The organism is Leptospira dzoumogneensis (genome assembly GCF_004770895.1).
In the GTDB taxonomy this organism is placed as follows: Bacteria; Spirochaetota; Leptospiria; order Leptospirales; family Leptospiraceae; genus Leptospira_B; species Leptospira_B dzoumogneensis.
This window is the reverse complement of record NZ_RQHS01000024.1, coordinates 147,982-161,293: the sequence shown is the minus strand read 5'-3', so window position 1 is coordinate 161,293 and position 13,312 is coordinate 147,982. Positions and strand designations below refer to the sequence as shown.

The window sequence follows — 13,312 nt, the reverse complement described above, 5'->3', positions numbered from 1 at the left end:
TAGCTTCGTTAAAATAGGAATATTCAATGAACGTAAGAAAAAGGTATCTAGGATATTAAAAGTGTAACCCATGTCTCTGGTTTAAACTGTTACCTATGTCCCAGGTTTTTCACCTACTCTGGGTGGGGGCCGGTGCGGCGGTACACAACAAATATTTCGATCTCGTCTGATCGCTTTGGTTTCATCTTCAGTCTCGTTTGACCTCGATTTTCGAGGTCACCGACTCGCTGCGCGGTCGTCTTCTCGCTCCTATAGTCGCTGCGAAGGGGGCCAGTGCGGCGGTACCACGAAGGTCCGCCATATCACATTTCACTCCCTTTTGCGAGAAAAATTTCTCGCTGCTTCTATGTAGGAGTTCCAACATCCGAATCAATATTCGGAAATTTGTTTACTTTAAAATGCAAAGATGAATGAATATTTGCCTCAGTCGGTTTCGTTGGGAGAGATTTCATGATAGAAAGTATCGTAGCACCTATTGTTGCTGGAGTAGCCGGATTTATCTGCGCCTTTATTTTTAGTGGCCCCCTTTATTTCGGTCTTTCAAAATTTCTGAATCTACCTACTCAAGAAGAGAAGAAGAATCTTGGGATCCGAATATTTTTGAACTTCTGTGTTTTTGTAGCTACTGCATTTTCCATCTCATTGATCCTACAATATATGAGCCTGCAAAATAAAGCTCATGGACAATCTATCGCTTTTATTCTATGGTTCGGATTTATATTTACATCCAGCTCTATCGATGTGATCTGGAAGGGCAAACATTTGAAATTATGGATCTTTGAATCTATATCTTCTCTAATTACGATCCAAGTTTTAATGTTCGTTCTATTACTATTTTATAAATGAAACAGGCTCGATTTCTTCTTACACTCGACTCTAGTGGTGCATTAATCGTAGGAGTATTCATCCTACTTTTTTCCTCCCTTGTTTCAAACTTGACCGGCTGGCAGGAAAGTTTCACTCTCATTGAAGGTTCTGCGAATTTGATATACGGTTCTTATTCCGGAATTCTTCTATTACTATTCAGAAAGGGAAATCTTCATCGTGTATTTGTTTTCATATTGATCATAGCAAATTCACTTTGGGGTTTGCAATGTTTTACACAAGCATGGAGATTACAAGAAAGTGCGACCTATATCGGGACCGCACTTCTATTGCTTGAAGGGATTTATCTAGTAGCGTTGGCTTACTTAGAAGCGAGATTCGTTTTACCGCAATGTGTTTCCCGCTCGCCTCGAGTATTATAAAAATCTATTTAGCAGAAGGGGAAATACTTTGGTGCCCTGGATGGATCTGAATTTTCGGGAACTTAGCCGCAACTGCCTGCAATAAATCCAGACTCACTTTATTCCTTTCCAAATCCTTAGTAAAACCTCCCGGAGTCACGTTATTCAGCCAACCCCAGCTAGTATGACAAGTATCCCCTGTAATCAGTTGGACCCCGTTCGTAGATTTTATCAAAAATGCGATACTTCCCTCCGTATGTCCCGGAACGGAGACTACATAAAGAGATTGGTCGCCGAAAAAATCTAAAAATTTAATTGGAGCACCTTCTTTTCCTAAAAAGTTTAATTCGGAAAGAAGAGTGTCAGATCCAAGTATCTTGTCCGTACTTCCTTGTACAAAAAGATGTAGAAAACGAGTATCTCCCGGTTCGTTCTGTCCAGTATATACCGAAGTCCCCGCAGGAAAATCTTGAGTTCCGAAAATATGATCTAAATGCAAATGAGTAAGAAAGATACCTTCCACTTTTTTCGGTTCTTTTTGCAGCCATTCTTTAATCGTAGTATGGATCTTCAACTCACCTAGATTCATTTGAGAAGCGACTATACCGGAAACAGGCCATTCTTTTTTATCCTTACGAAATACGTCGGCAAGCCCGGTATCCACCACATATCTACCGAACTTAGGATGATCCATAACGTAAAAATAAATTTGGATTGGTTCCTTGCCGGATTGTAAACCAGCAGCAACCGCCTTCGGATCCTTTAAATTGATCAGACCCGCGCGCTCCGTCGCCCAATCCGCAGCGACGATCTTCTTAAGGACGATTGGGCCTTTATCGGAAGAATTAATATCTTGGATACCTACAAGAGTTCCTTTATTCACCAGAACGGAGCGATTGGAAGTAACTGCGCAAGAGGTTAAGATACCAATTGCGATAAATGAAAAAATGATTCGTTGGATTTTCACGAAAAAAAAATAACCCCTATACATAAGATAGTTCGAAAAGAATTCTAAGTTCCGAATAATCTTTCAATTAAATTACTTTATCTTTTTTTAATTCTTCTATCTCAGCCTCAGAATAACCCAATGCTTTTAGGATTTCCTGGTTATGCTCTCCGTGATCTGGGGGATCCGTCCTATAGGTCACCTTACTTTCCGAGAAAGGAAAAGGAGAACCGAATTGTATATAATCCCCATATTGTTTGTGAGTTCGATCCAGGATCATCCCCTTTTCTCTCATGACCGGGTCTTTGGAAACTTCGTCCAGAGTTTTAACGGGCGTAAGACATGAATCAGGATTTTGGAATATAGGCTCCAAGTCTGCAAGAGTTTTAGAGGAGAAGTATTCCGTGAGGATCTTTTTCCATTCCGCAAAATTTGTCTCTGCGATCGGAACAGTTTCTAGATATGTATCAAGCCCGGATTGTCTTAAGAATGTTTTGAAAAACATTTCTTCAAGAGCACCTAATGCAACCCAACGTCCTTCCTTGGTTTTGTAAGTGGAATAATTAGGAAGTTTCCCTGATAATAATTCGTTCCCGCCTTCCGGATTTTTTCCCGTAGCAGAATAAATCCCACCATACAAGGAGATGAATTGTAGAGAAGCCTCCATCATGGAGATCGCGATCTTTTGTCCTCGGCCCGTTTTTTCCCTATAGTATAATGCAGCCAAAATAGAAGAAAGTGCGGTTAATGTTCCTCCTCCTATATCCGCCAATTGGAATCCGGGAGCCTGCGGATTTTTTCCCGTTTGGTCCAATACTCCGGAAAGAGAAAGATAATTTAGATCATGTCCTGCAAAATCTCTGTACGCGCCTGAATCTCCGTAGCCGTAGATCCCGCAATAGATCAGTTTTGGGAATTTTTCTTTTAGATCATCGTAGCCGAGTCCCATCTTGGAAAGTCCATCAGGACGGAATCCTTCCAATAATATATCAGCATCTTCTAATAGTTTGAATAAGATCTCTTTGGATTTTTCTCTTTTAAGATTGAGTGTGATCGCTTTTTTATTTCTGTTCAACATCAGATATAAAGAAGGAGCGCCATTCTCTTTTTTGAACATCACTCTGGTTGCATCCATTGCTCTTGGATTTTCTACTTTGATGATCTCGGCTCCCATATCTCCCAAATACATGGAGCATAAAGGACCTGGCAGCAATAAGCTTAAATCTACTACCTTAACTCCTGAAAGTGGACCTTTGTTCATTTTTATGATTTCCTGAATAATAAACTTCGGACCTGTTTAGATCCAGAATGTGGGAAGAAAAGTGTTTTTTGTTTTTTAAAAAACGGCGTTCAATCCGAGACTTCCTCGCTTAACTCTTCGCTGGTTTTTCCCCAACGCCATTTGGTATAATCTTCTGCAGTAGCGAAAGTATATCCTTCCGCTTTCAATTTTTCTATGATGTACGGTAGAACTTCTTTTGTAGTAGGATGTGTATCGTGAAATAAGATCACTACTCCTTGTCCTTCCGTTTTATACGCTAATGAATTATAGATCCGATCCATTTTCTTTCTGAATTTTTCGTTATCCGGATCGATCCTCGGTCCTTTTTCATACCATTCCCCTTTCACCCATTCTTTAGAATCCGTAGAATCGAATTCTTTGGTCCACATGAATACGAGTCCTTTTCCTTGTAATGCTGAACTTACTCTTTTTCGAACTGTTTCGTTCTTAGTCCTAATATAAGGGGAACCGAAAGGAGGCCGGATCCATATTAATTTTCCGGAATATTCTCCTAGTTCATTTTGGTATAATTTTTGGTTTTCATCCAATTGTCTTTCTATTCTTTTCGGGGACATATAAGCGAAGTTTTGGTGGCCAAGAGTATGATTTCCGATCGTATGACCTTCTTCTTTCATTCTGATCAAAACCGTTTTGTATTTTCGGAAACTGTTCCCTCTTGTGCTGGCCTTTGGCAGCCAAGCCCCGCATACGAAGAATGTAGCTTTTACATTCTCTTTTTTGAGCACATCCAATACGTCCGAGGTCCAGTCGGAAGGACCGTCATCAAACGTTAAGAATGCGGTTTTTGGCGGAAGCGGATCTCCTTCATAATATCCGATAGGATTGTCGCGATCTGTTTGGATATTTGTGGAAGTTGCGAAACTGGAACAGTAGATTAAAGATAGTAAAGAAAGGAATAAGGCTGCGGTCTGCATAAAACTCATACCATCCTATAAAGTTGAAAAACTTTAAGCTTGGACCGGTTTGAATTTTTAGCTTATAGTCCGGCTACCCGGGCTTCAGGAGCGAAGCGACTATCCTCCTACGATTAGACTCCAGGAGTAACGATCTCGGCCACAATTTGGATTCGAGATCACTACTCTATTCGGTTTATTATTTATGAACTTAATGACTTAGGCGAACATTTCCGCAGAGGTCAGCCATACTCCTGCGAGTATCAAACCTATTCCAGTCCATTGGGTCCAGTTCAGCTCTTCTTTAAAAAATATCGCGGAAGCAACGAGCACTATGATAAATCCTGCAGATGTAAAAAGTGGATAAGCCAAGGACAATTTTAATCCGTTACCTAATACCCATCTATAACCTAATAACGCGATCCCGAAAGAAGCAAGTCCTGCAAAGAACACTGGATGTAAAAATGCTTTGATCAATCCTTCGATTCCGGAAGCCGTATTTGTTTTATCTCCTAAAGAACTTGCCTTGATCAAAATGTTTGCTAAGGCATTGAAAAATAATGCGACTACGAAAATGATTATAACCGTTAATTTCATCTATCTCTCTCAAGAATTCGATTATTGTTTTCTTGTAATCTCCCCTTAGGAAGAGTGTATTATCCCTTATTTGGGAATCGGTCGAAACTCCGAATTCCTGTCCATCGAAAGCAAAGGGAAAGAAATAGCAAGGGCAAATCTTGAATGGATAGAAAAACATTTAATTTCCGAGGGATCAAACTTTCTTATATAGATGCAGGTAACAAATCCTCGGATCCGATCTTGATCGCTCATGCTAATGGATTTTCCGCAGGTTGTTATTCTTACTTCATCAAAAAACTTTCTGAAACTCATAGAGTGATCGCATTGGATTTTTGCGGTCATGGTAAATCGGAACCGAATATGGAATGGAAGGATTGGTTTTTCTTTAGAGATCAAGTTTTAGCTCTCATCGAAAAGGAAGGTTTAAAGAATGTTGTGGGAGTCGGACATTCTTTAGGAGGAGCAAGCCTTCTTCTTTCCACTTATCAAAGACCGGATCACTTCCGAAAAATTTTTGCAATGGACCCTGTGATCTTAAATTTTGCGTATCTTCTTCTTGCCTTAGCTTTCGATACTCCTTTAGCGAAAGGTGCTGTCAAAAGAAGAAGAGAATTTAAAGACCTAACTCTTGTCAAAAAAGCATTCAGAAAGACTCCTACTTTTGTGAATTGGTCCGATGAGGTTTTTGAAGATTATCTTAATTCTTGTTTTAAAAAAGAAGGAGATAAATGGGCCTTATGCTGTCCTCCTGAATTAGAGGCCAAAATTTTTAACTCGGTCAGTTTTTTAAGCCTATTACAATATCGAAGGATCAAAACGGAAACTCATATCACGATCCCAAGGAAATATGAAGTATGTTCTCCTTCTGCGGCTAAAAGGATTATCAAAGGAAATTCCAACTCAAGCTTAGAGTTATGGGATGATATTTCCCATTTTTTTCCGTTCGAACGTCCTGAAAAAACCCTGGAAAGAATCATTCAAAAATTATAATCCGGTATTCGGTAAATGGAAGAGTCTCAAGTAGGAACATTATTCTATTTCGGAGCCAGAGTATTCTTGGCCCAAAAAGGACTGACTACAGATCCTCACTCTCACTATGCGGTTTCCATTTTGATCTCTTTAACTTCCAAGTTCAAAGTGATCGAAGAATCGGGCAACGTATTGGAGTTCCAAGCGGTGGTCTTGGCCCCGAATACTTACCATACTCTTTCCGCAGAAAATTCGGATATGATCGTTTTACAAATCGATCCTTATGGTATCGACTATGCCTCCGTTGCTGCCAGATTCGGAAGAAAAGGGATCTCGGAGATCCCATTTGAGAACTTAGAACCCGTTCTTTCCAGATGTAAAAATCTATTTCATGAAAATATAAACTGCCAAACTGCTAAGGAACTTTTCGAAGATATTCTTGCTTGTGTAGGGACCGAAAAACCTTCCAGGGTTTCTTTGGATCCTAGAGTTTTGTCTGCAACTCTTAGAATGAAATCCGCTCTTCCAGGTTCCATCTCCGTACCTGAACTTGCAAAGGAAGCAGGATTTTCAGAAACAAGGTTCATGCATGTTTTTAAATTACAGATGGGTTTGCCGGTAAGACAATATCAGCTTTGGTTGAGACTTCATGAGGCGGCGAAACTTTTGAAAGAAGGCGGAAATCTGACTGAGGCTTCTCACGCGGCAGGTTTTGCTGACCAGGCACATCTGAGCAGGACTTTTAAACGAATGTTCGGTGTGCAGCCTTCTAAATTTTTAGGCGCAAACACAAACGTTGCAGTCCATTTCTGCGTTTAATAGGAATTTAATATTGTAAAGAAAATCGCCCGCTTGATAGCGGGCGTTTGCCTAAAAGCAAGAGAGAATGTTAATGAGCAGTGCTGAAGTTTTTGAGTTTGCCCTGTGCAGCTAATTCTTTACGAACCGCTTCTTGCACATCTTTTCTGTATCCCAATTCGAAGAACACATCTGCAATTACGAAAATAGGAGCAGATACTACCGCTTGGAATAAATTGTCGAATAATGCAGGGCGACTTTTTTCAAAGATAAAATGTCCGTAGAATTGAGCTCCCCAACCTACTAACTGAGCAACAGCAAAGATACTCCATGCAGTTGTTGCGGTCAAAGACAGAGTGATGTATTGAGCCAAAAACATTAAAGAACCGAACACCACAGTGGTCGCAGCGGCAAAAATAAAATCCAGAGTGAAGTAGTATGCAAGTACTACGATCCCGAATACGGTAGCAGCAGTTACCGTATAGCCGAAAACATTAACTAACTCTAATCTATTAAGCACCAAAAATAGGGTGAAGGTGATGGTAGGAACTCCTAATACGTGGATCCACACGTTTCTTTTTTCTTGGTGGTACGCTGAATAGAAGGCCATTTCCTTAGCGAATTTCATGGATTAAACTCCTCACAATTTCAAGTTCAGTATAACCCCGAACCCCAGGTTTCGGCTTGAACGAACCTGCCATTTTTAGAAAAAAATCCGTTGCGTAATACCCGTTCGAAATAAACCATTGAGCCACCTTAAGATCAATTCGAATCAGGAATTTATGCCTTACATCAATTTAAAAGTCGCAGGACCTCTTACAAAAGAGCAAAAACAACAGATATCTAAAGAATTCTCCGAAACTCTTGCAAAAGTCGCCGCAAGACCTCCCGAATCCACCTATATCGTGATCGACGAAGTTTCTAGAGAGAATTGGGCCGTAGGTGGAAAACTCCTAGAGTAAAAATGGATACGATCTTTTTCGCGGCCTCCAAACTCGCGGGGGCCTTCTTATTCCCCTTACCTGCATCCCTGCTCTTGTTGGTATTTTTTGCCTTCAGACTTCCTAAATCCAAACATAAGGTTTGGGTTTTAGTTCCTACACTCATTATCTGGGTAGCTTCCACTGATAGTTTTTCTCAATGGTTGGTCCGAGGTTTGGAAGAAAAACATCCTCCTGTTCGTTTGGAAACTCTGGAAAACTCGGATGCAATTTTAGTTTTAGGCGGAGCAGTAGACAATCTTGCATTATACGAACAACAAGTGCAATTGACTTCCGCTGCGGAAAGAATGACTGACGCTGTGCGATTATTCCAGAAAAGAAAAGCGCCTCGTATTGTTTTCACAGGAGGTTCCGGGAATTTATTCTTCCAAACTAGAAAAGAATCCGACTTTGCTCTTCAATTTTTTGAATCTTTAGGAATTCCTAACAAAGTCGTTTTTCTGGAGAATGAAAGCAGGAACACTAAGGAGAATGCGGAAAAAACGGCAGAACTTTTTCGCAAAAATAAATGGAAGTCCGCAATACTGATCACTTCCGCATTTCATATGGAAAGATCTCTGCTGGTATTTGCAAATACTGGGATCAAGATCCATCCTTGGCCGACAGACTATAGGTCCAGGGTCAAAATTCTGACTATAGACGATTTTATACCTTCTTCCCAAAGTCTGGAAAATACAAGCATCGCCTGGAAAGAAAGAATAGGCCTATTCGTTTACGGGTTTAGAGAGAGTATTTCCACTTTTCTTCCCCTCCGTATCCGATATCCTTGGTCTAAGGACTGGAATTAAAACACAGATGAACGTGAAATTTACCGTGCTTGCGAGTATCATCGCACTTTCCTTAGGAACGATCGCATTCTTTTCTTCTAAAGAAACTTCTTATACTTTATTGGATGCTTCTGATTTAGCTGCGAATACCACTAAATATGAGGCAGATGATCTATTAAGAGTAAGAGGATTCGTAAAATTGGGATCTCTTGTCCGGGAAGGAAAAACTGCAAAGTTTGTACTCCAACTGAACGAAAAAGAAGTGCCTGTTTTTTTTACAGGAGCTACATTATTACCCGACGCATTTAAAGAAGGTGCCAGAGCCAGAGTGGACGGAGTTTGGAAAAACGGAGTCCTAGTCGCCGATAAGGTAGAAGCAAAATGTGCATCCAAATACGAAGCAGGTTATAAAGAAGAAGAACAATGAACGATTTAGGCGCAGTTTGTCTCATCTCCTCCTTCTCCATTCTATTATTTTCCATTATCCAAACCAGTTACGGAATTTTTAAGAACGACTCCAGAGCATTAGAATTAGGCCGTTATACTTTGATGGCCAATTTCGCGGTTATTCTACTGGCATTCATAGTGTTGGTTGTCCAACTAATGAGAACCGATCTATCCAACTATTATGTTGCGATGCATTCCAGTGAACATCTTCCTTTATTCTATAAGATGACATCGGTTTGGTCCGGATCTTCCGGTTCACTTCTATTCTGGAATTTATTACTCTCCGGATTCACATTCATAGTTCTTTGGCAAACAAAAGATCTTTTGAATGAAAGAATTCCGGTAATGCATCTTTCATTAGCAGTGATCGCATGTTTTTTCTCATTCTTAGCCATCTTCTTTCCGGATGCACAGCCATTCCGTGAATTCCAACCGGCAGCAGTCGCAGGCAGAGGATTAAATCCACTCTTACAACACTGGGCGATGATCATTCACCCACCGATCCTGTATGTGGGTTATGTAAGTTTTGCAATTCCGTTCACCATCGCTGCTTCCGCATTGGTCACCGGGCAATTATCCGAGAATTGGTTCAGATTTGTAAGAAGATGGAGTATCTTCTCTTGGTTCTTCCTCGGGACAGGAATACTATTAGGCTCCAAATGGGCTTACGAAGAATTAGGCTGGGGCGGTTATTGGGCATGGGACCCGGTTGAAAACGCAAGTTTGATGCCTTGGTTATTGTCCACAGCATTCTTACATTCAATGATCATCCAAGAAAGAAGAGGAATGTTAAAGTTTTGGAATATGCTTCTGATCATTCTTGCATTCCATTTCTGTTTGCTCGGGACTTGGATCACTCGAAGCGGAGTTTTAGAAGGACCGCATTCTTTTTCCAAATCCAGCATCGGAACTCCGTTTATAGTTTTTATAGGAGTTAGTTTCTTCTTCTATCTTGGAATTTTAATATATAGAAAAGACAAACTGAAACCGGAAAGAAACTTAGAAGCGATCACTTCCAAAGAAGGAAGTTTTTTACTGAATAATTTCCTTTTGGTAATTGCGACTCTTTCCATTCTATTAGGAGTATTCTCTCCTTTATTGTCCGGAGTAGAATATAAGGCTCCTTGGTTCAATTCTTGGGGGGTTCCTGCGGGGATTCTACTCATTCTACTTATGGGAGCGGCACCATTACTCGCCTGGAGAAAAGGCGCAGACCAAATCTTTTTTACCACTTTATTAAAACCTTTGATCGCAGGAGTTATCGGAGCTGGGATCTATATCCTATATTACACTCGCAACTTCTCCATCAGTGATTATAGTTTAGGCGATGTATTGGGAGAAGTCTACAGCGTTCTTACAGTAGGACTTGGGATCTTCACCATAGCAGGGATCGTGCAAGAATATCATAATGGTATAAAAGCGAGAAGAGCTGCTATCCAAGGAGAGAATTATTTCCAAGCCGGATTCAGAATGCTTCTGAAAAACAAAAGAAGATACGGCGGATACTTAGTCCACCTTTCCATGGTGATATTGTTTATCGGTCTTGCAGGAAACGCATTCAAACAGAACACTTCTGTTAAGTTTTTCTATTTTTTAAGATTTTCTCCTACAAATGAGCTTATCTATACGAGTGATGATACTGCGATCTTGGGAGATTATACGATTGGTGCTACCACTCTTAAGATCAAACCTATCGTAAACGGAGATCCGGAGGCTGGACTCAATCATAGAAACGTAATCGTTTCTCATGAGGCAACCTTCGAAGTCAAAAAGCAGCTCAAAAGTTTTGATACGATGGTGACCGAGAGAAGATACTATCCTCAAATCTCACATTTGAGCGGTGACTTCGAGACACATATTCCTACCAGTGAACCTTCTATCTCTTCTACCCCTAAAGAAGATCTTTATATACAGTTGGGAGCGATAGAACACGCGGATCTTTCGGATGAGAATCCGGATCTGCCTGGAATGTTCCTGGACTTCTTCTTTACAAGAGATCCTGCGATCAAGGCCGCAAAATATCTGAAATTCCCGAATCAGATCGTAGCGAATTTAGAAGTCTGGATCAACCCGATGGTAAAATTCATTTGGGCGGGATCTTTGATGTTCTTTCTATCCGGGTTATTGATCCTATTACCGATAGGAGAGGATAAAAAATGAAAGTTTTGGTCTCTTCTAAAGTATATAATAGAATTCTAATTTCTCTTTTTGGGTTCTTTATTTGGACGAGTGCGGCTTACGCGGATTCTACTTTTACGAATCTGACCGATCCTGAGCAGATCCGCACATTCCATAATGTGACTGAAAGGATCCGATGTATCTGCATCCCTTCTATCACGATCAAAAGTTGTTCCTTTAATAACTGTACTGTTTCCGCAAAACTCAAACTTTTTATAGAGAATAGGATCAGAGCGGGAGAATCCGCAGATGTGATCGTAGACAAAATGATCCACGGATTCGGCCAAGATGTGGTTTCAGATCCTGTCATCGCAAAATTTATAGAAAACGGAAACCAGGGAATGGCACAAGGAGTCATTATGGGTTTTGGTCCGGACATTCTGGCAAAACCTGATTCTTTTTGGATCGATTTTAGTATCGCAGCCGCGGCAACTCTCGGAATACTTCTTATTTATCTTTATTTAAAAAGAAGGACCGCTCCTAAAGCGGCGATCGTTACAGGATCTGAAAATCATTCCTCATTCGATAAATATATCTCCGAAATAAAGGAGAAACAGAAATAATGGATTATCTATTAATTTTCTTTTATATAGTTCTGGTCGCTATTATCGCGACTCCATTCGTTTACGTGAGTATGTTTGCAAAACATATCCCGTATGAAACGGATCCTAAAAGTTCCGAGTTATTTGATAGAAGGGACGTTCTTCTGGATAACCTGAAAGATCTGAAAATTGAATTCGATACGGGGAAATTGACCGAGATAGAATTCAAATCCATCTCTTCCGGTTTAGTAAAAGAATTAGAAGAGCAGGACAAAAGGATCAGCCAGGGTGCGGTTGCAACTTTGTCCAAAACGGAAACTTCAGCCAAACCTCAGCTTGGTGGAAAATTCTGTCATAACTGTGGATTTAAAATAGAAATTTTCGGAGCGAAGTTCTGTCCTGAATGTGGGACAAAACTCCAAGTCTGAACCGATTTTTAAGAATGTCTTTTTTTAAGTTCTTCTACTATGTCGGAAAGAGAAAGACCTCTTTCCACAAGAAGAACTTGTAAATGAAAGAGTAAGTCCGCGGATTCATGAGTGAGTTCTTTTTTGTCCGCGTTTTTTGCCGCGATAATCACTTCTCCAGCTTCTTCCCCTACTTTTTTAAGGATACGATCCACGCCGCCTCTAAAGAGGTCCGCAGTATAGGATTTTTCGGGAAGTTCTTCTTTTCTTTTTTTAAGGATTTGCTCTAATTGAAGCAGGAAGTCCATCGTTACCACCGGAGATACTTCGAATATCCGGACCTATTCTTGACGGTAAACAAAAAATTCCGTATTTCTGCGTTTCCTTAAAAACGAAATGGAGAAAAAAAGGTCGAAGAGATGAGACCAATGCTCCCTTTTTCAAAAATCCGATCCATCCTCCTATTGATCTTCCTCGTGCTCGCATCCGAAATCCACTCTGAGGTTTGGGAGACTTCCGTTGAGACAGCTTTTAATAAGGCGAAGAAGGAAGGAAGGCCCATCTTTATAGATGTATACGCAGATTGGTGCGGATACTGCAAAACCCTTAAAAAGGAAATTTATCCTAAAAAAGAGGTAAAACAAGAATTATCCAAATTCGTACTTCTTTCACTAGATGGGGATAGATTTCCGAACTTAAAGAAAAGGTACGATGTAACAGGTTATCCTACTCTTCTATTTTTAGATAAGAACGGAAGCCTCACGGAAAAGATCGCCGGAATGCCGGATCATAAAATGGTGATCAAAACCTTAAGATCCGCGTATTCAAAAAGAGATAAAGAAGTCAGCCTGCTTGCGGATCTGGAAAAAGATCCTGAGAATAATCTTCTTCTATTAAAAGTAGGAGAATATTACTTCGAAGCAAAAGAATATAAAAAAGCAGCGGACTACTTTTATAGATCATTCGCATCCGAAGATCCCAGGATGCCTGAGAACAAACATAAGGCTCTATTCAATTTGGGACTTAGCTTTTCAGAATTAAAAAATTGGGAGAAAACGATCAAAACGTTTTCTTTATATTTGGACAAGTTCCCAACGGGACATTCCAAAGCGGCTTTGTATTATAGAGGCGGGGCTTATTCTTCTCTAGGACAAAAAGCAGAAGCGAGAGAAGATCTAAAAAAAGCCCTGGAGCTCAGTTCCGATCCGGAGGAAAAGAAAGAGATCCAGGACTTATTGAATCGACTTTGATTTAAA

General features: G+C 40.4%; 17 protein-coding genes. 11 read left to right on the top strand and 6 right to left on the bottom strand.

Features of this window, described 5'->3' with window-relative positions; genetic code table 11:
- Positions 1-450 precede the first annotated feature (450 nt).
- Positions 451-846: a DUF1761 family protein gene (locus tag EHR06_RS18760; RefSeq protein WP_135758420.1), complete on the top strand. Its 396-nt coding sequence runs from the start codon at positions 451-453 to the stop codon at positions 844-846.
- Positions 843-1,247: a hypothetical protein gene (locus EHR06_RS18755; protein WP_135758419.1), complete on the top strand. Its 405-nt coding sequence runs from the start codon at positions 843-845 to the stop codon at positions 1,245-1,247. The genes EHR06_RS18760 and EHR06_RS18755 overlap by 4 nt, the downstream gene beginning before the upstream one ends.
- A 4-nt stretch (positions 1,248-1,251) precedes the next feature.
- Here the strand turns inward: EHR06_RS18755 and EHR06_RS18750 are convergent, their stop codons facing one another.
- From EHR06_RS18750 to EHR06_RS18735, 4 genes are all read right to left on the bottom strand, one after another.
- On the bottom strand, positions 1,252-2,217 hold the full coding sequence (locus EHR06_RS18750; protein WP_208757830.1) for an MBL fold metallo-hydrolase: 966 nt from the start codon (positions 2,215-2,217) through the stop codon (positions 1,252-1,254).
- A 43-nt stretch (positions 2,218-2,260) separates the two neighbouring features.
- Positions 2,261-3,433, bottom strand: a complete 1,173-nt coding sequence (locus tag EHR06_RS18745) for a CaiB/BaiF CoA transferase family protein (RefSeq protein WP_135758417.1) — start codon at positions 3,431-3,433, stop codon at positions 2,261-2,263.
- 89 nt (positions 3,434-3,522) lie between these two features.
- Positions 3,523-4,389: a polysaccharide deacetylase family protein gene (locus EHR06_RS18740; protein WP_135758416.1), complete on the bottom strand. Its 867-nt coding sequence runs from the start codon at positions 4,387-4,389 to the stop codon at positions 3,523-3,525.
- Positions 4,390-4,587: 198 nt separating this feature from the next.
- Positions 4,588-4,965: an SMR family transporter gene (locus EHR06_RS18735; RefSeq protein WP_100706707.1), complete on the bottom strand. Its 378-nt coding sequence runs from the start codon at positions 4,963-4,965 to the stop codon at positions 4,588-4,590.
- Positions 4,966-5,109: 144 nt separating this feature from the next.
- Between EHR06_RS18735 and EHR06_RS18730 the strand changes: the two genes are divergently transcribed.
- Together EHR06_RS18730 and EHR06_RS18725 are read left to right on the top strand one after the other, a co-directional pair.
- Positions 5,110-5,937, top strand: a complete 828-nt coding sequence (locus EHR06_RS18730; protein ID WP_135758415.1) for an alpha/beta fold hydrolase — start codon at positions 5,110-5,112, stop codon at positions 5,935-5,937.
- A 15-nt stretch (positions 5,938-5,952) separates the two neighbouring features.
- Positions 5,953-6,735 carry a helix-turn-helix domain-containing protein gene (locus EHR06_RS18725; RefSeq protein ID WP_135758414.1) on the top strand — a complete coding sequence of 261 codons (783 nt, stop codon included), beginning with the start codon at positions 5,953-5,955 and terminating at the stop codon, positions 6,733-6,735.
- 70 nt (positions 6,736-6,805) lie between these two features.
- Here the strand turns inward: EHR06_RS18725 and EHR06_RS18720 are convergent, their stop codons facing one another.
- Positions 6,806-7,342 carry an Mpo1 family 2-hydroxy fatty acid dioxygenase gene (locus EHR06_RS18720; protein ID WP_135758413.1) on the bottom strand — a complete coding sequence of 179 codons (537 nt, stop codon included), beginning with the start codon at positions 7,340-7,342 and terminating at the stop codon, positions 6,806-6,808.
- A gap of 154 nt (positions 7,343-7,496) precedes the next feature.
- Here EHR06_RS18720 and EHR06_RS18715 point away from each other — a divergent pair, with 154 nt between their 5' ends.
- The 6 genes from EHR06_RS18715 to EHR06_RS18690 are packed head-to-tail and all read left to right on the top strand — an operon-like array spanning position 7,497 to position 12,077.
- Positions 7,497-7,676, top strand: a complete 180-nt coding sequence (locus EHR06_RS18715) for a tautomerase family protein (protein ID WP_100710374.1) — start codon at positions 7,497-7,499, stop codon at positions 7,674-7,676.
- Positions 7,677-7,678: 2 nt separating this feature from the next.
- A complete protein-coding gene (locus tag EHR06_RS18710; RefSeq protein WP_135758412.1) occupies positions 7,679-8,503 on the top strand; it encodes a YdcF family protein in 825 nt (274 codons plus the stop codon).
- Between the two features lie 7 nt (positions 8,504-8,510).
- Entirely contained in the window at positions 8,511-8,909 is a 399-nt protein-coding gene (locus tag EHR06_RS18705) for a cytochrome c maturation protein CcmE domain-containing protein (protein WP_135758411.1), read from the top strand.
- Positions 8,906-11,089, top strand: coding sequence for a heme lyase CcmF/NrfE family subunit (locus EHR06_RS18700; protein WP_135758410.1), 2,184 nt, complete (start codon positions 8,906-8,908; stop codon positions 11,087-11,089). The genes EHR06_RS18705 and EHR06_RS18700 overlap by 4 nt, the downstream gene beginning before the upstream one ends.
- Entirely contained in the window at positions 11,086-11,670 is a 585-nt protein-coding gene (locus tag EHR06_RS18695) for a cytochrome c-type biogenesis protein CcmH (RefSeq protein WP_135758409.1), read from the top strand. The genes EHR06_RS18700 and EHR06_RS18695 overlap by 4 nt, the downstream gene beginning before the upstream one ends.
- The gene (locus tag EHR06_RS18690; protein ID WP_135758408.1) at positions 11,670-12,077 is read left to right on the top strand and encodes a zinc ribbon domain-containing protein; all 408 of its coding nucleotides are present in this window, start codon (positions 11,670-11,672) and stop codon (positions 12,075-12,077) included. The genes EHR06_RS18695 and EHR06_RS18690 overlap by 1 nt, the downstream gene beginning before the upstream one ends.
- 8 nt (positions 12,078-12,085) lie before the next feature.
- Here EHR06_RS18690 and hisE read toward each other — a convergent pair whose 3' ends face one another.
- Positions 12,086-12,364, bottom strand: a complete 279-nt coding sequence (gene hisE, locus EHR06_RS18685) for a phosphoribosyl-ATP diphosphatase (RefSeq protein WP_008593771.1) — start codon at positions 12,362-12,364, stop codon at positions 12,086-12,088.
- A 120-nt stretch (positions 12,365-12,484) separates the two neighbouring features.
- On the opposite strand from hisE, the gene EHR06_RS18680 reads away from it, so the two are divergent.
- Positions 12,485-13,306 (top strand): thioredoxin family protein, encoded by an 822-nt coding sequence (locus tag EHR06_RS18680; protein WP_135758407.1) that lies wholly within the window; start codon positions 12,485-12,487, stop codon positions 13,304-13,306.
- Positions 13,307-13,312: the final 6 nt, after the last annotated feature.